The organism is Nocardioides sp. (assembly GCF_014360585.1).
Lineage (GTDB): Bacteria > Actinomycetota > Actinomycetes > Propionibacteriales > Nocardioidaceae > Nocardioides.
On record NZ_JACIXG010000032.1, the window covers coordinates 20,992 to 42,264 of the forward strand.

Below are 21,273 nucleotides of genomic sequence, written 5' to 3' on the forward strand. Positions count from 1 at the left end.
TCCTAGTTGTGTGGGATCTCTTCGATCATCGTTGCACCCAGCTCCTGAGCGAGCAGCGCCTCCGCGCCCATCGCGGCCGGGCCGTCGTAGGCCTGGTCGTTGGGGTTCACCGCAGCGTCGGCCTCCGCGAGGCGAGCCGCGGTGTCGTCGACAGGAGGCTCGTAGTCGGCCGTACGCGTCGGCCGGATGGCCTCTCGAGCCAGCGCGATCGCTCCCGGGTCGGCCGGCTGCGCCGCGGACTGCTCCGGCGGTGCCGGCGGCTGGTCCGGTGGCGGCGGCTCGGCGGCCCAGTCGGGCGGTGGCGCCTGCTCGTTCCAGGACGCCGCCTGGGGCTGCGGCTGGGCGGGCTCACGGGGCTGGCTCGGCTGCGGCGGCGGGGCCTGGCGCTGCGGAGCGCTCTGGCCGCCTCCGGCGACGATCGCCTCGATCTTCGGCTGGATGCCGATCACGTTGACCAGCGCCTGCCCGAGAACCGGCTCGTGGCCGCCTGTCGCGAACCGGTCACGCAGACCCGGCGACGCGAACCCGAGAGTGAGCACGCCGTCGCGGAAGTCGACGACCTGGGCGTTCTGACCCACGAGCGACCAGGTCGCTCGACGCAGATCCTTGGTCTGGGCGATCACGTCGTCCCACAGGCGCCGGATGTCGACATTGCCCATGCCACCCGGCTGGCCTCCGCTGGTCGAGCCGGACTCGCGAGGAACGAGCGGGTCCGTGTCGAGACCAACACGGTCGCTCGCGGAAGGGGGCTGTGTTGGTCTCGACACGCCTCCGCCTTGCGGCTCCGGCGGCTCGACCGACGCAGGAGCGGACGCAGGGGTTGGCTCGGGGGCCGGCTCAGGAACCGAGGCGTACATCGGGGCGGGCTCGGGCTGCGAGGGCGCTGGAGTAACCGGCTCGTGCCCCGGCGCACCGACGGACGGCTTGAGCACCGGCCGGTCCTGGGCTGGCGCGGCCGCTGCCGGAGGCGCGGTCACCGTCGGCGTACCGCTGATCTCGATCCGCCTCTCCAGGCGGTCCAGCCGAGCGGCGAGGCCGTCGGCACCGTCGGCCGCGGGGAGCAGCACCCGGGCGCAGATCAGCTCGAGCAGAAGTCGGGGCGCGGTGGCGCCGCGCATCTCGGTGAGGCCGGTCGCGACCGCGTCGGCCGCCCGCGACAGGTCGTGCGGCCCGAAGCGACCGGCCTGGGCGACCAGCCGCTCGCCGCCGTCCTCGGAGACGTCGATGAGGCCGGTCGCGGGCGCGTCCGGGACCGCCTTGACGATGACCAGGTCGCGCAGTCGTCGCAGCAGGTCCTCGGTGAACCGCCGCGGGTCCTGACCGGTCTCGATGATCTTGTCGATCACACCGAAAACGGCAGCGCCGTCGTGGGCAGCGAAGGCGTCGACGACCTCGTCCAGCAGCGCGTCGGGGGTGTAGCCGAGCAGCCCGGCGGCCAGCTCGTACGTCACTCCCTCGGGCCCCGAGCCACCGAGCAGCTGGTCCATGACCGAGAGGCTGTCTCGCATCGACCCTGCGCCCGCGCGCGCGACCAGTGGCAGCGCCGCCGACTCGACGGCGATCCCCTCCATCTCGCACAACGTCGCGATGTAGTCGGCGACCAGCTTGGGCGGGAAGAGGCGGAACGGGTAGTGATGGGTGCGGGACCGGATCGTCGGGATGACCTTCTCCGGCTCGGTCGTCGCGAAGATGAACCGGAGATGCTCCGGCGGCTCCTCGACGAGCTTGAGCAGCGCGTTGAAGCCCTGCGTCGAGACCATGTGGGCCTCGTCGATGATGTAGACCTTGTAGCGGCTCTTGACCGGGGCGAAGAACGCCTTCTCCCGCAGGTCACGGGCATCGTCGACGCCGCCGTGCGAAGCCGCGTCGATCTCGATCACGTCGATGCTTCCGGGCCCACCGCGCGCCAGGTCTCGGCATGAGTCGCACTCCCCGCACGGGTCCGCGATCGGCGCCTTCTCACAGTTCAGCGCTCGGGCGAGGATCCGCGCCGAGGTCGTCTTGCCGCAGCCTCGTGGACCGGAGAAGAGGTACGCATGGTTGACCCGGTTGCCTGCCAGCGCATTGCGCAGCGGACCGGTGACGTGATCTTGGCCGATGACCTCGGCGAACGTCTCCGGCCGGTAGCGGCGATAGAGAGCAAGGGGTGCGTCCACCCCATGAACCCTAACGACCGTCACCGACAGTCGGTAGCCGCCGGGCGGCCGCGCAGCGGACGAAGCCCGCGAAGTGGACACTTTGGGCCCTCGGTCCTGCGCCTACCGGGCCCATATCGACCACTTCCCGTCGGGTGCGAAAGAGCCCGCCGAAAGGGAAGAGGGCATGAAAAGGCCCCCCACGTACCCGACAGAGCTCGCTTATCCTTGCTGCCTTCCGGCCCTGGGGAGATTCGACAAGATGTCGCCACATGGGGGGTTGTCGAAGAGTCTAGACGAGTCGCTGCGCGGATCCCAAAGCGGTGTACCGAGCTTGTCGAGGTGGCGGCCCTCCCATCATCCGCCGATTTCCCCCAGGCTCCCAGAGCCGCGTAAGATCCCTCACGGATCTGTCGCCTAGTGGCCTATGGCGCACGGCTGGAATCCGTGTTGGGTGCAAGCCCTCGGGGGTTCGAATCCCCCCAGATCCGCCAGCAGGAAACCTAGGTTGACCTGCAAGAACGCCGGCCGGAAGCGCAAGCTCCCGACCGGCGTTCTTCAATTTCCGAGCCGCTCAGTCCAGGATGGCGTACGCCTCGACCTCGACGAGAACGTCGGGCTCGAAGAGGTAGTCCACGCCGATGGCCGACAGTGGCGGCAGCGGTTGCGGGATGCCGAGCTCGTCGACGACGCTCTCTAGGCCGGCGACGAACGCCTCGTACTTGTCCGGGGTCCAGTTCGTGACGAAGAACCTGAGGCGTACGACGTCGGCGAAGGTGGCGCCGGCCCCGGCGAGTCCGCGGGCGGTGTTGCGGAGGGCGTGGGCGAGCTGGCCGGCGAGGTCGCCAGGGGCAACACCACGCCCGAGCTCATCCCGGGCGATCTGACCGGCGACATGGATGTGGCGGGAGCCGGTCGCCACGGAGACGTGGTGATAGGGCACGGGTTGGAACATGCCATCTGGGGTGAGCAGTTCAACGGGCACGATGAGATTCCTTTCGAGGGATCGGGTATCTCATATGTACTTGGTATCCAGAGGACACTTCAACGAGACTAGGTGTCATGCCCGATACCGCCCCCGGTCCGCTGCGCCTGACCCAGGAGCATCGCGAGCTCCTCGACCAGCTCCTCGACAAGTGGTCGCTCCAGGTCCTCGACACGCTGTGCGAGCGGACGCGCCGTTTCAACGAGCTGCGCCAGGCGATCCCGGCGGTGACTCAGAAGTCGCTGACCACAGCTCTGCGCCGCCTGGAGCGCAACGGCATGGTGGAGCGCGTCGTGCTGAGCACTCGCCCGGTCGCGGTGGAGTACCGCATCACCCCGCTGGGCAGCACGCTGCAGGATCTCATCGACGGCCTCTACCACTGGTCGGCCACGACACTCCCGGAGGTCGAGGCAGCTCGCGAAGCCTTCGACAGCGAGCCGTGACCGGCTACATCGAGCCTTTGCGCCGCGAGAACAGCGGTCGCAGAACCAAACCGAGACCGAGCGCCCCGCCGCCTGCAATCCCCCACCAGATCGCGTTCTCGCGGACGGCGGCGAGCGGGTCGACCTCCTCCCTAGCCATCGGCGCCTGCTCGATCTCCGGCGCCGTGGCGGCTTCCTCGACGGGCGGACTGGTGAGCGCGGCGTAGGCGTTCACCACACCGGCGCCCCAGTAGCGCCCGCCCTGGCCCTCACGGCCCGACGTGGTGCTGTAGAGCCGGTCGATGACCTGGTCCGCGCTCCAGCCCGGGTTGGTCGACCAGATCAGCGCCAGAACGGCCGAGACCTCGGCGGCGGCGAAGGACGTCGTGATCGAGTCGACCCAGCACGGTTGGCCGAAGAGCGTCGTCGATGGGGCACCGTAGGTCGGAGCAGTGACATCCGTCCGGGAGTTCGGCAGCACCTTGAAGTCCGGGTCGGAGGCCCAGGTGCCGGAGGCGCTGACCGTCACGATGGAGTCGTTGGCGTTGGGGAACGCCTTGGACGCGACGTCCAGAGGGTCCGAGTCGGTGACGACCTCGGACCAGTCCGCGGCCATCACCACGATGGCCCCCTTCTTGATGAGCGCGTCGACGGCGGCGTCGAGACCAGGCGCCTGCTGTGTCGCGGGCAGACCGATGTCGACGATCAGCCCCTTCGCGTTGCCCTTGGCCAGCGAGCCGAGCTCGGCCACCATCTTCTTGGCCTCGATCGTCGACTTCTCCTGCCCGACCTTGAGGACCGGGTGGTCGCTGAGCGTCGCCTTGGGGGCGATCTGGGAGATCAGGCCCGCCGCCACGGTGCCGTGGTATTCCGGCGCGTTGCGGCCGAAGCCGGAGTCGACCACCGCGACCCGGATCCCCTGGCCCTGCTTGCTCACCTTCTGGGCCTCGGCGATCCGCATGATCGCGAACGGGGCCACCTGCTCCGGCACCGGCGCGGTCCGCGTCTCCGCCTTCTGCGGGGTGCCACCGCCGGTGTTCTTCGCATAGGCCGAGCATTCCGCCCGCTCCTCCGCAGCGTACGCAGGCCCTGGGCTGCCCAGCAGCGTCAACCCGCCGGCGACGGCGGCCAGGGCGACCCCGCGACGTACGAGCGTCACTGGGTCACGCACTGGTCCGCCTCGACGTCATCGCTGTTGGGCGGGCACAGCGCCAATTCGGTGGAGAGCGCAGCGCCACTGGGGAGCAGCTGCAGCCACGTGCCGGGGACGATCGGACCGGAGTCGAAGCTCAGTCCGAGCCGTGCGACCGTGATCGGACCGTCCAACGTGTTGACTGTGCCGCGGGCATCGATCAGATAGGGCGTCCCGCTCTTCTTGTCGAGCTTCTCTCCGTTGGCGGCGTAGACGAACGCGCCCTTGCCGGGATCTACCCGAGCCGAGGTGAGATCGTCGGCAGCAGGGGGCTCCGACGTCCGCCAAGCGTCCTCCCCCGGCTCGATGCCGAGCCGTACGGTCGTACCGTCGGTGGTGTCCAGCACTGCACAGGCGCTCGAGACGCCCGGCTGGAGCTTGGTCTCGGGCCAGAAGGTCTCCGGGCGGTCGCCGTCGATCTGGGGTCCGCTGTCCAGCGACGTCGTGCTGACCGACTTGCCAGCAGCCTGGAGCGCGGTGTCGTACACCTGCGCCGTGAACTCGTTGATCGGGATCCAGCCGGTCTCGGTGAGCAGATAGCTCCTGCTGTCGAAGATGCCCTTCGTGCCGATGGGGTGGTCCTCGCCCTCCATGGCCTGGCCGAACTTCGTATAGGCGCTCCCGAACGCCTCGGCCTCCAGGGGAGCGCCCGCGGGGAACAGGTTGACCCAGGCCTGCGGGACGTTGAGGGTCGGCGGAGAGGATTCGAAGACTCGATCGGCGTACGTCTCCTGGTCACCCTCGACCTTGTACCTGTAGGCCTGTTCGAAGCCTTCGGGCGTCGCGTGTTCGGCGATGAGGTAGGTGCCGTCCTCGGTCTGCACCATGAAACCGGTGTCCGTGGCCGACTTGACGTCCGGTTTCGCGGAGATGTTCAGGAAGGTGCCCGCTTCGTCGGCGGTGCACGCCGTCCAGCCGGTGTTGATGAAGTCGGACGTCAGCGGCAGCTCCTCCGGAACGTTGGGCCCGCCGAGGCCGATCGTCCCCTTGGGGAACTCCTTGTCGATCTCCTCCTGATCGATGACCTTGGACTTGTCCTCCAGGTCGAGACCGAGGATGAGCTGCGCGCTGGCCAGATTGACGACCGGGTGCAGCTCCTTGTCCTGGTCAGGGCCGGTGACAACGTAACGCGCGCCGCCCTTGGTGACGATCAGCCCATCGGTGTCGGCCCAGCCGGTGGCAGGCCTGGGTGAGAGGAAGTGGGCGACGGCACCGCCGGCGATGAGCAGCACCGCGAGGATGACGCCACCGAAGACCGAGCGACCCGGCCGGGCCGGCTCGACCTCGCGCCCACCGGGGGCGCCGGAGAGGAACGCGGAGACCAGCCGGCGGCGGCTGAAGGCGTGCGCCTCTACGAGATCCTTCTTGCTGGCCATCAGAAACCAGCCACCGCGGCGCCGAAGAGGCCCGAGGCGAGCACCATCAGCGGCAACATCGCAAGCAGGCAGATCGTCTCGGCGAGATCGGCCAGCCGGCCACGCCGGATGGACCCGACGTCAGGAACCAGCGTCAGCACCAGGAGTACGCCGCCCGCTGCCGCCAGCACGACGGCGGTCGTCGGCCGCCACTCCTCGTGGTAGACGAGCAGCGCGGCGCCGATCACGAGCAGTCCGGCGATCCCCGAGGAAAGCCCCACCAGCACCTCAGAGCCCGTCCGGTACTGCCGAGTGCGCAGCATCAGCACCACGCACGCGGCCAGCGCCACCAGCGTGCCGGCGAGCCCGAGCTGCACCACGAACGGTGTGGTCAGCACGACCAGGACGCCGACGGAGAGCGCGATCGCGACCAGGATCTCGTGGGCGACCTTGGCGTCGACCCGGACCTGGTCCTTTCGGATCTCGTCGGGGTCGAGGTTGATGTCCTCGTCGGAGTAGAGCTGAGGGACGTCGGTCTTGGTCGTGCTCAGCGCGAGCCACGGGAAGAAGCTGCCGGCCAGCACCACGACGACCAGGACGATCCCGAGCACGACGCCGGCGCTCCATCCGGTCGCGCTCAGCAGCAGACCGGCCACCAGGAAGACGCCACCGACGAGCGCGCCCGGCATCGCCAGGATCCGGGACTCGCCGAGGCCGAGGAAGCCGATCGCGGAGGCGAGCATCGCGCCCGCTCCGCCGATGGCAAGCGGCACCCCGACGCCGTCGCCCGGGCCGAAGGCGGCCGAGCCGATCAGGAAGCCGGCGACCGCGCCGTAGATCTCACCGATCCAAACAGCAGCGATCGCGGCGTCGTTCTCGGCCTCGAGCCGGGAGAGCACGATCGCGCCGCCGGCGAGGACGATGCCGATCACGGCGGCCGCGACGCCGGCGAGCATCGACGGCGACTGGGTCCACAGCGCCCCGGCACCGAGGAGCAGCAGCAGCGCGGCAGCCAGCAGCGACGTACGCCTGCCTGCTTCCGGCTTCCAGGGAGCCATCTCACTCTCGACGACGTCGGTCATCGCCTCGACCACGTCGTCGTAGACCCGCGGCGGCTTGTCGTCGATCCCGGCGCTCACGGTGAGGACGCCACCGTCCTCGACACCCTGCGGGATCAGACCGAGGTCACCGGTCAGCTTGCGACCGTCGGCCAGCACGACGCGGTAACCGGCGTACGCCGTCTGCGGGTCGAGCAACCCGACGCTTCGCGCGAGCTCGGGGACGAGCTCAGCGACCGGCACCGAGCCCGGCAGCACCAGATCCATCCGACGGGTGCCGGAGGCGACAGTGACCCGTACCAACCCCGTGGGCGCCACCTGCGCCTGCGTCATTTCACGAACTCCTCGCGTCATGCCTGTGCCCGAGACGAACCGACCGAATGTCCCGAGAGCTAGGGCTACATCGCGCCCGCTGAGTCAGACAGCGAGCATCAGCGCTGACTTTGCCATAAAACCAGCGACGAGGGGACCGGTGCCCTGCACCGATCCCCCCGTGTTGCGTGTGTTGACGGACTCAGCCGCCGAAGCCAGCCGCGCCACGGCGGTCGGCGTCGTGCATGTCCTGCTGCGACTGGCCGACGAACGCCGCGCTCTGGGCGAGCGACTGCTGGATCTCGGCAACCGCACGGTCCCACTTCGCCTGAGCCTCGGCGTAGGCGTTGGCCGCCTCACCGGTGAACTCGGCCTTGAGCTTGTTGATGCGGTTCTCGAGGCCGGAGAGCTCGCCATCCATCCTCTTCACGCCGTTGCTGAGCGTGTCGATGATGTTGGCCATGTCTCCATGATTGACCTTGATCTCTTCACCCATGTCAGTTTCCTCTCAGAGTCTTGTGGAATGCGGGACCTGACCGGGTGGTCAGCCACCCATCTTGAACGAGATGCTGTCCATGCTCGAGCTGACCGACTGGGTCGCGCCGGCAACATCCTCGTCAGCCCGGGTACCAGCCTTGCGCGCCTCGGTGAGCCCGTTCGTGAGCTCGTCGAGAGCGTTCGTGATGTCCCGCGACTTCCGCTCCCAGGTCTCGATGAGCTTGCCGAACGCGTTACCGCCCGCACCGTGCCAACCCTTGTCCTTGCCCGCCCTGGCCTCGCTCGCAACCGACGCACTGATGCTCTGCAGCTTGCCCTTGGTCTCAGCGATGTCGTTGACGGCGACGTTGATCGCCTGGCCTTGCTTCATCTCACTGCTCATGGTGCTGTCCTTCCACCGGCGGAACCGGTTTCCTAGGTTGATACCTTGTGGAGCCCGGCTCCCGATGGGCTCCCCCGAGGTCCGGACACTGTGTTCATACCCCGTCTCCGGAGTTCTAAACAGAAAACTCTGAACTTTTTCAGCGATGCTGCCTAGCCATTGAAACCCGACTCCCACAAGTGGCGGAAGAACCCTGAGGAAACTACGAACGAAGCGATGACAGCCGCACCGCACAGCGACTCCGACCAGTCGGCCCGAGCCGCCCACTTCGCCGAGCGCCAGCCCCGGCCGGTAGCGATGGCCGCGACGATCACCGCAAGACCGATGAGCACGACGCCCAGACCGAGCCAGGAGACCAGCTCCGGGTCGGCCCAGCCTACGAAGGCATGGACTCCGACCGCCAGCGCAATAACGCCAGCGATCCGCAGTACGCCACGAGGCAGCCAGTAGCGATAGCTGCGAGCCGAGAGCAGGATCACGAAGGCGCCCGCCATCATGATCAGCCAGCCGCCGACCCGGTCCAGCTCGGCGGTGGCGGTCGCGACCAGCCCCGGCCCGCTCACCGCCACTACAGCGAGGATCGCCCACGAAGCCGCTGCCAGCGTCCGAGCGCCGCGCTCGGCCACTTGGGTGACCTCGCCGAACGGGACGGTGGCCGTGCTCGAGGTCGTCTTGGCGCGCGCGGACCAGGCGGTCACCGACAGCTTGGAGACGTCGAGGAGATAGGAGTCGGGCACGTCCACGGCGTACGAGGGCACGATCCGCGCCGCGAGCGCCGCCGCGGCGAACAGGATCGACCACGGCACCTGCGGGGAGGTGCCGAGCAGTGCGCACAACGCGGTCACCACGAAGACCGCGGCGCCGGCCAGGGTCCAGACCTTGAGCGCAGCATCGACGTCGCTCACGAGCGACCGCGAGATCGTCGCGACGATCGCGGCGCTCAGCCCGGCCACGCCGACGGCCATCGGCAGCGTCTCGGGCGCGGGGTCGATGGTGATGACGAAGGCAGCACCGGCAGCGAAGGCGGGCGCGACGATCGCCCGGCGCGCTGCGTACGGCCCGGCGGGGAGGATGCCGACCAGTGCGCCGAGCCCGAGCAGGGCGGCGATGGCTGTCTGCTGCCAGCCGTCGGCCAGGGCGCCGAACCCGGCGGCGGCGACGGCCAGCAGGGTGGCCAGACCGACCCAGTAGAACGAGAAGCTGCCCGCATGCCGCGGGGCGACCGTCTCCACGACCTCGGGCCGCGAGTAGGACTGCGTGGGCGGGGAGTCGGCGGCCAGCAAGGCGCCAGAGGTGACGCCGCGCGAGGCGAGGGAGGCGTCGGGCACGAGCACGTCTCCACGGCGGTCGCGCAGCACCGGCGGCGCGGGAAGACCGACCGCGGTGGCGTACTCCCGGGCCAGGTCCGAGGCGTGCGCGTCAGAGGGCACGACGATGTCGACCACACCGGCGGTGCCGTGGACCGTGACCGCCAGCCCGCCTGCTGCGAGCGCCGGCTCAACGGCATCGGCCGTCTGAGTGGGCATGACACCTCCCGGATACGTGAAGACCCTGTGACAGAGTTCCACATCGGAAGCTCCACCGCCCGTTTTACCCGACCGGCACGGTTAAAGGTAGTGGCCGGGGTGTGGGCACTCTAAGATCCAGACCACCTGCGGCATCCGGGCCCGCGGGCCGCTGAACCACTCCCAGGGGGACATGTGACTATCGCTGCGACAGCCGGCGGTACCCGCACCGAAGAGCCAGAGGTCCCCGAGGGGGAGATCACGCTCAACCCTCCGCCGGCTATCGAAGAGGGCGAGGGCGTCGGCGGCATCCTGATGAACGCCATCCCCATGCTCGGTGGGCTCGGGTCGATCGTGCTCATCGCGACCATGCAGTCCGGCGCGGGCGGCTCCCCGCCGATCCAGCGTTACATCGCCGCCGGCATGTTCCTGTTCGCGACCCTCGGCTTCATCTTCGTGCAGATCGACCGTCAGCGGAAGCAGAAGCAGAAGCAGGTCGGCGGGCAGCGTACGGACTACCTGCGCTATCTCGCCGGGGTCCGGCAGTCGGCGCGCAAAGCCGGCGAGCAGCAGCGCAAGGCGCTGACCTGGCACTACCCCGCGCCGTCCTCGTTGCCCGCGATCGCCGAGGAGCGCAGCCGGCTGTGGGAGCGGTCGAACACCCACAAGCGCTATCTCGACGTCCGCTACGGCGTCGCGCACCAGCCCCTGGCCCTGACCCTGGTGCCGCCCCAGCAGACCCCGATCGACCAGGTCGACCCGGCCTCGGCGAGCGCGCTGCACCGGCTGCTGACGGTCCACCGGGTCCAGCCGGACCTGCCCGCGGCGACCAACCTGCGCGGGTTCGACAAGATGGAGATCTGCGGCAACGAGGACCAGGCCCGGGCGCTGGCCCGTGCCCTGATCTGCGGGATGACGGCCTTCCACTCACCGGAGCAGCTGATCGTCGCCGTGCTCACCTCCGAGCGCAATCTCGCCGAGTGGGACTGGGTCAAGTGGCTCCCGCACGCGCAGAGCGGCCGTGAGGTCGACGCCGTCGGGCCGCGCCGCATGGTGGTCACCAACATCAACGATCTCGGCGCCCTCCTCCCGACCGAGGTCGGCGAGCGCGCCCGCTGGGGCACCGACGACCGGATCCCTGTTCCGCAGGTCGTGGTCATCGTCGACGGCGGCTCGGTCCCGCCCGGCAACCACGTGCTCCCCGACGACGGCGTCCAGGGCGTCACCGTCATCGACCTACCGACCCACTGGGACGAGCTCTTCGACTCCAGCCGGGTGCGGTTCCTGATCGATGACGAGGAGCCCGACGAGAACAGCACCGTCCCCGGCTACCAGGTGCGCGTACGCATGGACCCGGTCCGGCTGCGCGTGGACCAGATGACCATGGCCGATGCCGAGGCCTACGCCCGTCGTCTCACCGCGCTCTACACCGTGGCTCCGGAGGGATCCGACGCCGCCGCGGAGACTCCGCAGGACACCGAGATCGCGGCGCCGAAGGACTACATGGCGCTGCTCGGTCTGGGGGACGTACGCTCCTTCGACCCCGACGTCGCCTGGCGCCCCCGCGCCAACCGCGACCGCCTGCGCGTGCCGGTCGGTGTCGGTGACGCCGGCCAGCAGATCCACATGGACATCAAGGAGTCGGCCCAGCAGGGTATGGGGCCGCACGGCCTCGTCATCGGTGCGACCGGTTCCGGTAAGTCGGAGTTCCTCCGCACCCTCGTCCTCGGTCTGGTGCTCACCCACCCGCCCGAGGTGCTCAACCTGGTGCTGGTCGACTTCAAGGGTGGTGCGACGTTCGCCGGCATGGCGGGCATGCCGCACGTCTCCGCGGTGATCACCAACCTCGAGGGCGAGCTCACCCTGGTCGACCGTATGCAGGACGCGCTCTCCGGCGAGATGACCCGCCGTCAGGAGCTGCTGCGCGAGGCCGGCAACTTCTCCTCGTTGAAGGACTACGAGAAGGCCCGTACGCAGGATCCCTCGATGGACCCGCTGCCGTCGCTGTTCATCGTGGTCGACGAGTTCTCCGAGATGCTCTCGGCCAAGCCCGAGTTCATCGACCTGTTCGTCGCGATCGGTCGACTGGGCCGCTCCCTCGGCATCCACCTGCTGCTCGCCTCGCAGCGCCTCGAGGAGGGCCGCCTGCGCGGCCTCGACTCGCACCTCTCCTACCGCGTCGGTCTGCGTACGTTCTCCGCACAGGAGTCGCGGACCGTGCTCGGTGTTCCGGACGCCTACGAGCTCCCGGCCATCCCCGGGCTCGGCTACCTGAAGCCTGATCCGACCAACATGCAGCGGTTCCGGGCGGCGTACGTCTCCGGGCCGCCGGCTGCGGGCTCGCGGGTCCGCCGCGACGAGGGCGGCAAGCTGCAGGGCATCTACCCCTTCTCGATCGCCGAGGTGAAACAGCTGGCGATCCCGGCCGAGGATGAGGACGAGCGCCCGTCTGCACCGGTCGTCGGCGCAGACGGCGTTGAGAAGTCCATGCTCGACATCGCTGTCGACCGGATGACCGGACACGGCACCCCGGCCCACCAGGTCTGGCTGCCGCCGCTCGACATCCCCGACACGCTCGACACGTTGATGCCCGACCTGACCACCTCGCCCGAGCTCGGGCTGCACTCGCCGGCCTGGAAGCGGCTCGGCGGTCTGGTCGTGCCTCTCGGCATCGTCGACAAGCCGCGTGAGCAGCTGCGGGACACGCTCACCCTCGACCTGCGCGGGGCCGCCGGTCACGTCGCGGTCATCGGTGCGCCGCGCACCGGCAAGTCCACGACGCTCCGCACCATCGTCACCTCGATGTCGTTGACCATGACGCCCCAAGAGGTGCAGTTCTTCGTGCTCGACTTCGGTGGTGGCACGTTCGCGCCGCTGGCCAAGCTCCCGCACGTCTCCGGTGTCGGCACCCGTTCCGAGCCTGACGTCGTACGTCGGGTCCTGGCCGAGGTCTCCGGCATCATCGACCGACGTGAGGCCTACTTCCGGGCGCAGGGCATCGACTCGATCGAGACCTATCGCATCCGTCGTGCTCGCGGCCAGGCCGACGACGGCTGGGGCGACGTGTTCCTCGTCATCGACGGGTGGGGCACCCTGCGCGCCGACTTCGACGACCTCGAGTACGCCATCCAGGAGATCGCTCCGCGTGGCCTGACCTTCGGTGTCCACATCGTCGCGGCGGCCGGTCGCTGGGCCGAGTTCCGCTCGTCGATGCGCGACATCTTCGGCACCAAGCTCGAGCTGCGTCTGGGTGACCCGATGGATTCCGAGCTCGACCGCAAGATCGCCGCTCTGGTGCCGACCGGGCGTCCGGGTCGAGGCATCGTGAAGGAGAAGCTCCACTTCCTCAGCGCGCTGCCCCGGATGGATGGTGACGGCTCTCCGACGACGTTGGGCGACGGTGTCGACGATCTGATCTCCCGGGTCTCCGCCGCCTGGCAGGGACCTGCCGGACCCAAGCTGCGGCTGCTGCCGGAGCGGATCACGATCGAGCAGATCCGCGAGCAGGCCGGGGTCACCGAGGAGAAGCCCGGCAAGCGACTGCTGCTGGGCATCAACGAGAAGGAGCTGGCACCGGTCGGCCTCAACCCCGCCACCGAGCCCCATCTGCTCGTCTTCGGCGACGGCCAGTCCGGCAAGTCCTCGATGCTGCGCAGCATCGCCCGCGAGATCATGCGGACGCACACACCCAAGGAGGCGCAGATCGCGGTCGTCGACTACCGGCGGTCGTTGCTCGGCGAGATCCCCGAGGACTACCTGGTCGGCTACCTCACCTCGGCGACGCAGGCGAACCCGACGCTGAACGACCTGGCGGCGTACCTGACGAAGCGGATCCCGGGTCCTGACGTCACCCCCGAGGAGCTGCGCAACCGGTCGTGGTGGTCGGGCGCGGAGCTGTTCGTGCTCGTCGACGACTACGACCTCGTCTCGACGCAGCAGGGCTCGCCCCTGGCTCCGTTGCAGCCACTGATGGCTCAAGCCGGCGACGTTGGCCTGCACGTCATCCTCGCCCGCCGCTCGGGTGGCGCTTCGCGCTCCCTCTACGAGTCGGTCATCCAGTCCATGCGCGACCTGGCGATGCCCGGTCTGCTGCTCTCCGGCAACCCGGACGAGGGTCCGCTCGTCGGCAACCTGAAGCCGGTCCCGACCCTCCCGGGCCGTGGGCGCCTCGTCACCCGGGAGCGCGGCGTCGAGGTCATTCAGCTGGCGTGGAGCGAGTCCTCGATCTGATCTGTTTCGGCGAACGCCCGTACTCCGTCGGCTTGAAGAACGGCCCGCGACCCTCGCCGGGTCGCGGGCCGTTCTTCGTTGGCGTCACTCATTTGCTCCTGAGGTGGCCAAGCTGTTGACGCCGTTCTTCAATGGCTTCAGCGCAGTGCTCTTGACTCCTTCAAGACCCGGCATCTTCCACTTCTGAACAGAGAACCCGTCCTTCCCTCCCATGAGCACCAAAGCCGTACCCTGAAAGGTGATCGGGTGAAAGGAGCCGTTCGAGCCGGGCAGGCTCTCGGTCTCTGAACTCTCGTGAAGCAGGCCCCATACCAGGTCCTCGTAGCCATCGCCGTTGACATCGCTGACCATCGGACGAGGACCCGCCCAGACGTCGCTGTTCAGCGAGTGGTGATCGATGGGATCGGACATCGTCCAGGAAGGCGCCTGGACAAAGGTCTCCGACGACGGTTCGTAGTCGTAGACGGCAATGGCGTCCCCCTTGTCCTCACCCTGGTGCTCGATCAGCTCGTCGCGGCCATCGCCATCCACGTCAGCGAAGAGGGCGGAGTGGGCTCCGGTGTGCTCCGCAAAGGACTTCATCGTCTCAGCCGGCATCTCGACCCTGTCGAACGACTTCCCGTCGGAGATCAGCATCTGGCCCACGACGACGCCAGGATCGTCGGGGCCGCTACCGAAGGAGATGTCGGCCTTCCCATCCCCGTTGACGTCACCCGCGGCGAAGTAGACGCCGTCGAAGGACCCATTCCAGCTTCCGGTCAACCAGTCCTTGGCCCGCGCCCACGTACCGTCTTCCTGACTGAGAGACACCGTGAAGTGGTAGGTGAGGTCAGTGAGTTTCTCGACCTCCTCCGGCTCGTCAGGAAGCTTCTTCCCGTTGCCCACGGAGACAACGGCGATGTCAGCGCGCTTGTCACCGTTGAAGTCATCGCAGAGGATCGCGAAGCGCCGTCCTGAAACCGGCACTTGTACGGATCCGTTCTTGTGAGCCTCGTTGTTCGACTCAACGGTGATGTTGGACCCCCGACCAGAAACCGTCACGGCATCCTCGATGCCATCACCGTCGATGTCGCCCATCAACATCCCGAACTGGCCCTTCAACTCCTTGGCCGCGCGAAAGCTCTTACCTGAGGAGGAGAATTGAACGATCGGCTCGAAAGCCAACCTTCCATTAAGGCCGCCGAACTGACTCCCGAAAACTAGGTCACCGTTGCCGTCACCGTCGAAATCGCCGGTGACCAGAGCCCTGGGCTTCACGGGCGTGTCCTCGGTGAGCTTCAGCGTGACGCCAGTGGCCACACCACCCGCGACGAGCACCACCGCTGCTGCGGCTGCAGCGAACCACCACCGGCGACCGGCACGTTTGAGGGTCACCGTAGCGCCCGAGGAGAACCCCATCTGGCGCCCGGCCATGGCAGCGAACCGGTCCCTGACCCTCACTGCGTCGGCGGTTCGTCGGGCAGGATCCTTCGTCAGCAGACCGCCCTCGCCAGAGAGCAGATCGTTGGCCTGAAGCGTGAAGTCATCCCGTCCGGGCAGGGTCGGGATCGGCTGGGAGCCATGTGCCATCGCGGTCTCGACGTCGTTCGCCCCGGCAAAGGGAACCGTCCCGGTGACCAGTTCGTAGAACAGGCAGCCCAACGAATACAGGTCGCCCGCTGGGGTGGCCGGTGCACCCATCGTGCGCTCAGGGGAGAGGTAGTCCCATGCGCCGGAGTGTATTCCGGGCCTGGCCGTCGCAGAGTCTTCGGTAAGGGTGGCCGCAAAGCCCGAGAGATAGGCGTACGGCGGGGTGTTGTCGTCGCGAAGGAGGACGTTCGAGGGTCGTACGTCGCCGTGCACGATTCCGATGTCCGGCGAGTGGATCGCTGCGAGGCCGTCGGCGATCTGCGCGCAGATGTCGGCCGCCATCGAGCCGGGCAGGCGTCCGCGGGCTTTCAGCAGCGATCCGACATCTCCGCCATCGGCAAACTGTGAAACCAGGAACGGGGCACCATCGTTGGTGCGCCCGTTGGTGTAGACCCCCATGATGTGGGGTGAGTCGAGCTTGGCCATCAGGGTGGCCTGCTTGTCGAACCGGGTCACGAACTCGGGGTCACGGGCGTTCTGTCCGAGAAGTACCTTGATCGCGACCGCACGGTTGAGGCGAGTGTCCATCGCCTTGTAGACAACGGCGTTCTCGCTGGACGCCACCTGCTGCTCGAGCCGATAGGGCCCGATCATCCCCGGGACGTTCGCCGGTGGCGAAGGAGGCGGCGGGGGCGGCGGGCTGCTGGGCCGAGCGACCCGGGGCCGGATCGTGGTCTTGTCGGAGTCGTCGACGGTCGGACGCTCGAACGACGGCGGCCGCTGCGACGGGGCGTCGGTGCCGCCGACATCAGTCCTGTCCGGATCCGGACTCTGTCTGTCGGGCGGGTTGTTGGCGGGATCGGTCATCCGAGAGTACCTCCCATGAGGTTGCGCTTATCGACTTCGTCCGGTGATTCTTTCCACGTCGCGAAGGTGCGCACCGTGAAGTTTCCGTCTTCCCCCGCAATCGCTCCGTAGAACTTGTACGGTTCGCTGGACTTATCGCGGGTGACCCCGACGACGTCGATCAGGCCGTCCCCATTCAGATCAGCCAGAGTTGCATCGAACGATGTCGGATGGTCGAACAGGTCGCTGGGGGAAGGGATACGACCCCGTACGGCCTGCTTGAACGACGCCAAGTCTTCGTCCCAGGCGCCGACCACGATATCGCTCCCAGAATTGTCGCCAACGCCTTCTATCACCAACTCATCCCTACCGTCGCCGTTGACGTCCCCAGCCAGGAATGCGTTGGCCTGCCCCGAGCCCGTCTCCACCAGAAAGTGGTTGAACTTTCGGGTAACCGAGAAACCTTTCGCCATCGGCACCCCGGTCGCCCCGTTTCCGACATAGATCCTCAACGTCGAGGTGATCTCACGCTCCCGTGATGTCTCCGCCCGCAGCCCGTTTCGGTTCATCAGGACCATGTCGGCCTTGTGGTCGCCATTGAAGTCCCCGACGGCAGCTCGCTGCCTGTCGTCGTTGGAGTACTTGGCAAACAGCTCCGGCGCCTCAAACCCCGAGCCGCTGTTTCGGTAGTAGTAGATCCGGCCCTCGCCAGCCAAGAAACCCAGGTCGCTGCGTTGAGGACTCGGATGTCCGTAGTCGACCGACATGTACAAGTCGTCGGATCCATCACCATCGAAGTCTTCGACGCCCATGTCGTAATAGAAGTCCGAATCCTTCATCTTGGCGTTCAGATCCTTCAAGGACGGGGCGTCCACGTGCCCCTCGAACGCGCCGCTGACCTTCATGCCATCGGCGTCCCGGACAAGGGTCAACATCGAGTTCTTGTCGTTCCCCTGGAAGTCACCGACGAGCGGGAAGACATCCAGGGCCGGCGCTTCTTGAGTCAGCTGCGGACTGTCCACATTCACCGGCTTTGACGGAGTCAGGCTTCTGCCATCCGACTTCCAGGTGATGACGTCGACGCCGTTGCCGTCCTCGTTGGGGATGTCAGTGACCACGTCTCCGAACTTGTCGCCGTTCACATCCGCGTACGCAGCACCCTTGACGGTCGGCACGATGGGCTCAGGCCCGTCCTCGACCCAGGGCTGGGTGATGGCCAAGGCACCACCGACCCCGAGGGCGGCCACGCCGAGCATCGCTGCGCCGACTCGGAGCGGAGTGATCTTGGAGGGACGCGCCTGCTCCTCGATCAGGATGGCTTCGGCCTCCGTGGGCGGCCGGATGGCCGAGACGAGGATGGGCATCGGGTTCGGGTCGGTCATCGACGGAGCCGGCTGGAGCTGCGGAGGTGAGGTGATCTCGCGGAGCTTCAGCAGGTCGTCCTTGAAGACCGCCGCGCTCTGGTAGCGACCCTTCGGGTCCTTCGCCATCGACAGCTGCAGGATCCGGTTCGCCGTCCGGGTCCACTCGTCGTTGCCGACGAACTGCGGGATCGGCGCGTTCTGGTGGGCCATCGCGACCTGCACGGCGGCCCCGGAGTAGGGGATCTTGCCGGTCAGCGTGAACCAGAGCATGCAGCCGGCGGCGTAGATGTCTCGCGAGGGTGCCGGCTGGATCGGTCGGCCTTGGGCGTCGCGCTCGTCGCGGACGTACTCGGGCGCCAGGTAGTTCCAGGTGCCGGTGATCCCGCCGGCAGTCGAGTCGGAGGACGAGGTCGCGATCCCGAAGTCACACAGGAAGGCGAACGGGTCGAGAGGGCTCGCCGGGTTGCGTACGAGCACGTTGGACGGCTTCACGTCCTGGTGGATGATCCCCGCCTGGTGGGCGTCGTGAAGGGCCCCGGCCACCTGGGCGTTCACCAAGCACGCCAGGTGTGGCGCCAACGGCCCCTTGGAACGTACGAGGTCGGAGACGTCGCCGCCCTTGATGAACTGGGTGACGATGAACGGGCTGCCGTTCTGCTCGCCGATGTCGTAGATCGCGATGATGTGGGGTGACCTGATCTGCGCGAGGGTCTGACCCTCGCGGACGAACATGTCGATGAACTGCCGGTCGGCGAGGTGGGCGTGCACCATCTTCAGCGCGACCTGGCGTTCCAGCTTGGTGTCGAAGGCGTCATAGACGACGCCCATGCCACCTTCACCAAGAATGCGATCCAGGCGGTAGTGGCCGAACAGTGCCCCGGGATGGAGCGTCGTCATACGTGAACCTTTCGGTAGTCGTTACCGCATGACTTCTGGCTCATGCTTGCGGAGCGAGAGCGAGACAGCAACGAGAAGAACGATGGACATGGCCGTCATGATGGCCAGCGCGAGGAACCAATGGCTGGGTAGGTGATACCAGATCGGGTCGACGCGGTCAGGCTCATTTCGATCCCGGGACAGCATGTTCATGGTCAGGGCGGTGCCGATCCCACCGAGTCCCCACCGCGCCGGCATGAACCAGGAGAACCAGTTGGCGGGTGACCCTAGCAGCGAGAAGAGAGTGCCCCCGAACACGATCTGGAAGATCGCGTACACGACCAGCATCGACATCGTCTGCTCCGACGTCCTGACCGCGGCGGAGATCAGCAGGCCCACGATCATCGAGGTGACTCCGAGGAAGATCACCGGAATCGCCAGCTCGAGGATGGTCAGCGGGCCGAGCACTAGGCCCTCGTCGGGCAGGCCACGGATGGAGCAGGCGATGAGGGTCATCACCAGGCACTGGACCGCCGTGATGGCACCGAGAACGAGGACCTTGGAGGCGAGGTACGCCGACCGGGACAGCCCGACCGCACGTTCTCGCTCGTAGATGGATCGTTCCTTGATGAGCTCGCGCATCGAGTTGGCGCAGCCGGTCAGACAAGCGCCGACGGCGAGGATCATCGCGATCACGCTCGCGGTCGTGTTGGGGATGATGTTGCCGAGCTCGTCCGGTTTCAGCGGGAGCAGGTCCTCGTCGGGCTGGATGATGAGCGACACCAGTCCGAGCACGATCGGCAGGGCAGCCATCTGGAGGACCAAGCCGCGGTCGGCGGTGATCACCGTGAGGTAGCGGCGTACCAGCGTGGTGACCTGCTGGAGCCAGGACTGGCCCTTCTGACGCCTGGCCGCGGCGGCCACCTCGGCGTGCGCCGGCGGAACCGCATCGACATCGGCGACGTACCGCTGATACTCGGCCGACCTGTGCCACTTGCCGCCCCAGTCGGCGTCACGATGGTTCTCGAAGTCGGCGAAGACGTCGGCCCACTCGTCGCGTCCGAAGAACGGCAGCGCACCATCCGGGGGGCCGTAGTAGCCCATCGCCCCACCGGGAGCCATGACCAGCACGCGGTCGCACAGGTGCAGCTGGGCGACGGAGTGCGTGACGACCAGGACCGTACGCCCGTCGTCGGCGAGGCCACGGAGCAGCCGCATCACGTCTCGGTCCATGCCCGGGTCGAGACCGGACGTCGGTTCGTCGAGAAGGATCAGAGACGGCTTGGTGAGGAGCTCGACCGCGACCGAGACCCGCTTGCGCTGGCCGCCCGACAACGAGGTGATCTTCTTGTCGGCATGGACGTCCAGCTTGAGCTCACGCAGGACCTCGCTGATCCGCTGCCGCTGCTCATCGTCGGAGACCTCCGCAGGAAACCGCAGCTTGGCGGCATAGTGCAGACCCTCGTTGATCGTGAGGTCCTGGTGGAGGATGTCGTCCTGCGGCACCAGGCCGATCCGCTGGCGTAGCTCGTCGAACTCGGCGTAGAGGTTGCGGTCGTCGTACTCCACGACTCCCTCGGACGCCGGCTGGTAGCCGGTGAGGGCCTTGAGCAGGGTGGACTTCCCCGATCCCGACGGGCCGATGACGCCGACGAGAGACTTCTGAGGAGCCCGGAAGGATACGTCGCGCAGGATCTGCTTGCGCTTCTCGCCCTTGCCGACGACCACCGAGAGGTGACGGGCGAGGAAGTCGACCTCGCCGGTGTCCTGATGGGCGATCAACATGCCCTGATGGAGGCGGAGAGTGGTGTGGCCGACGCCGAGGATCGATCCCGGCTGCAACGGCGCGGTGTAGCCCTTCGGCATCCGGGCACCGTTGATGAAGGTGCCGTTCCCGGCACCGAGATCGCGCGCCATCACGGTGGCGTCAGGGTTGGTGATGATCTCGACGTGGTGCCGGGAGACGAGAAGATCCCCCGCGATCACCAGGTCGTTGTCAGCGGCGCGACCGACCCGGATCGCCTGTCCCGGGACGAGCGGGCGGGGTGGGATCGGGACAGTTCCCTGGTGGGCTCGGCGGGCGGCCTCGGCTGCCTCGAGGACCTCGACGTCCCCGTCCCCCGCCATCATGGTGACCATGTCGTTGCTGCCCGCTGACGGCGGCGGTGGAGGAGGAGTTGGAGCTGACAGTGCGACCGCAGGCGGCGGGGGCGGCGCGGGCGCGGCGACCGGAGCCGAGAGCACGTCCAACCGAACCCCTGGTTCGGCAGCGTCCTCCGCTCCGCCGAACCAGACGACCATCCCAGGGACGAGGCGAACCCGCTCCCTGGCCGGAACCCGGTCTCCGTCGACGTAGGTGCCGTTGGTGCTGCCGACGTCGGTCAGGACCCACCCGTCCGAGGCGTACGCCAACTCCCCGTGCCGCCACGACACCAGGCCGTCCTGCAGCGTCAGGCCCGCCTCAGGGTCGCGACCGACCGTATGGCTGCCACTGGCGAGGCGCCGCTCCCGACCCTGCACCTTCACCACGAGCTCCGTCGTCAT

13 protein-coding genes, 1 tRNA gene and 1 other RNA gene are annotated in these 21,273 nt (G+C 67.8%); 3 read left to right on the forward strand and 12 right to left on the reverse strand.

Features of this window, described 5'->3' with window-relative positions; translation table 11 throughout:
* Positions 1-2: 2 nt before the first annotated feature.
* Entirely contained in the window at positions 3-2,156 is a 2,154-nt protein-coding gene (locus tag H5T77_RS12640; RefSeq protein WP_292649747.1) for a DNA polymerase III subunit gamma and tau, read from the reverse strand.
* A gap of 170 nt (positions 2,157-2,326) precedes the next feature.
* Positions 2,327-2,417, reverse strand: an RNA gene (gene ffs, locus H5T77_RS12645) — signal recognition particle sRNA small type.
* 124 nt (positions 2,418-2,541) lie between these two features.
* Here ffs and H5T77_RS12650 point away from each other — a divergent pair.
* A tRNA-Ser gene (locus H5T77_RS12650) sits at positions 2,542-2,629 on the forward strand.
* 80 nt (positions 2,630-2,709) lie between these two features.
* Here H5T77_RS12650 and H5T77_RS12655 read toward each other — a convergent pair.
* Entirely contained in the window at positions 2,710-3,120 is a 411-nt protein-coding gene (locus H5T77_RS12655) for a RidA family protein (protein ID WP_292649749.1), read from the reverse strand.
* Positions 3,121-3,197: 77 nt separating this feature from the next.
* Between H5T77_RS12655 and H5T77_RS12660 the strand changes: the two genes are divergently transcribed.
* Positions 3,198-3,563, forward strand: a complete 366-nt coding sequence (locus H5T77_RS12660) for a winged helix-turn-helix transcriptional regulator (protein ID WP_292649751.1) — start codon at positions 3,198-3,200, stop codon at positions 3,561-3,563.
* A 4-nt stretch (positions 3,564-3,567) separates the two neighbouring features.
* On the opposite strand, the gene H5T77_RS12665 is transcribed toward H5T77_RS12660, so the two are convergent.
* The 6 genes from H5T77_RS12665 to H5T77_RS12690 all read right to left on the reverse strand — a co-directional run bounded on the left by H5T77_RS12665 (position 3,568) and on the right by H5T77_RS12690 (position 9,865).
* Positions 3,568-4,713, reverse strand: coding sequence for a S8/S53 family peptidase (locus tag H5T77_RS12665; RefSeq protein WP_292649753.1), 1,146 nt, complete (start codon positions 4,711-4,713; stop codon positions 3,568-3,570).
* A complete protein-coding gene (locus H5T77_RS12670; RefSeq protein ID WP_292649755.1) occupies positions 4,698-6,110 on the reverse strand; it encodes a type VII secretion protein EccB in 1,413 nt (470 codons plus the stop codon). The genes H5T77_RS12665 and H5T77_RS12670 overlap by 16 nt, the downstream gene beginning before the upstream one ends.
* A complete protein-coding gene (gene eccD / locus H5T77_RS12675; RefSeq protein ID WP_292649757.1) occupies positions 6,110-7,480 on the reverse strand; it encodes a type VII secretion integral membrane protein EccD in 1,371 nt (456 codons plus the stop codon). The genes H5T77_RS12670 and eccD overlap by 1 nt, the downstream gene beginning before the upstream one ends.
* A 181-nt stretch (positions 7,481-7,661) precedes the next feature.
* On the reverse strand, positions 7,662-7,955 hold the full coding sequence (locus H5T77_RS12680; RefSeq protein ID WP_292649759.1) for a WXG100 family type VII secretion target: 294 nt from the start codon (positions 7,953-7,955) through the stop codon (positions 7,662-7,664).
* A gap of 48 nt (positions 7,956-8,003) precedes the next feature.
* A complete protein-coding gene (locus tag H5T77_RS12685; protein WP_292649761.1) occupies positions 8,004-8,339 on the reverse strand; it encodes a WXG100 family type VII secretion target in 336 nt (111 codons plus the stop codon).
* A 152-nt stretch (positions 8,340-8,491) separates the two neighbouring features.
* Positions 8,492-9,865: a ubiquitin family protein gene (locus H5T77_RS12690; protein ID WP_292649762.1), complete on the reverse strand. Its 1,374-nt coding sequence runs from the start codon at positions 9,863-9,865 to the stop codon at positions 8,492-8,494.
* A 174-nt stretch (positions 9,866-10,039) separates the two neighbouring features.
* On the opposite strand from H5T77_RS12690, the gene eccCa reads away from it, so the two are divergent.
* Entirely contained in the window at positions 10,040-14,074 is a 4,035-nt protein-coding gene (gene eccCa / locus H5T77_RS12695; protein ID WP_292649764.1) for a type VII secretion protein EccCa, read from the forward strand.
* Between the two features lie 84 nt (positions 14,075-14,158).
* On the opposite strand, the gene H5T77_RS12700 is transcribed toward eccCa, so the two are convergent.
* From H5T77_RS12700 to H5T77_RS12710, 3 genes are read right to left on the reverse strand one after another with little or no spacing between them, the layout of a single operon-like run.
* Complete coding sequence (locus tag H5T77_RS12700) at positions 14,159-16,510, reverse strand: protein kinase domain-containing protein (protein WP_292649766.1); 2,352 nt, start codon at positions 16,508-16,510, stop codon at positions 14,159-14,161.
* Positions 16,507-18,750 carry a protein kinase domain-containing protein gene (locus H5T77_RS12705; RefSeq protein ID WP_292649768.1) on the reverse strand — a complete coding sequence of 748 codons (2,244 nt, stop codon included), beginning with the start codon at positions 18,748-18,750 and terminating at the stop codon, positions 16,507-16,509. Before H5T77_RS12705 ends, H5T77_RS12700 begins: the two co-directional genes overlap by 4 nt.
* A 21-nt stretch (positions 18,751-18,771) precedes the next feature.
* Positions 18,772-21,273: an ATP-binding cassette domain-containing protein gene (locus H5T77_RS12710; protein ID WP_292649769.1), complete on the reverse strand. Its 2,502-nt coding sequence runs from the start codon at positions 21,271-21,273 to the stop codon at positions 18,772-18,774.

Excerpts from the sequence above, each read along its gene's own strand:
- H5T77_RS12685 (WP_292649761.1), bottom strand. The coding sequence starts at position 8,339 with ATGAGCAGTGAGATGAAGCAAGGCCAGGCGATCAACGTCGCCGTCAAC.
- H5T77_RS12690 (WP_292649762.1), bottom strand. The coding sequence starts at position 9,865 with ATGCCCACTCAGACGGCCGATGCCGTTGAGCCGGCGCTCGCAGCAGGC.
- H5T77_RS12700 (WP_292649766.1), bottom strand. The coding sequence starts at position 16,510 with ATGACCGATCCCGCCAACAACCCGCCCGACAGACAGAGTCCGGATCCG.
- H5T77_RS12680 (WP_292649759.1), bottom strand. The coding sequence starts at position 7,955 with ATGGGTGAAGAGATCAAGGTCAATCATGGAGACATGGCCAACATCATC.
- H5T77_RS12670 (WP_292649755.1), bottom strand. The coding sequence starts at position 6,110 with ATGGCCAGCAAGAAGGATCTCGTAGAGGCGCACGCCTTCAGCCGCCGC.
- H5T77_RS12705 (WP_292649768.1), bottom strand. The coding sequence starts at position 18,750 with ATGACGACGCTCCATCCCGGGGCACTGTTCGGCCACTACCGCCTGGAT.
- H5T77_RS12710 (WP_292649769.1), bottom strand. The coding sequence starts at position 21,273 with ATGACGACGGAGCTCGTGGTGAAGGTGCAGGGTCGGGAGCGGCGCCTC.
- H5T77_RS12660 (WP_292649751.1), top strand. The coding sequence starts at position 3,198 with ATGCCCGATACCGCCCCCGGTCCGCTGCGCCTGACCCAGGAGCATCGC.
- eccD (WP_292649757.1), bottom strand. The coding sequence starts at position 7,480 with ATGACGCAGGCGCAGGTGGCGCCCACGGGGTTGGTACGGGTCACTGTC.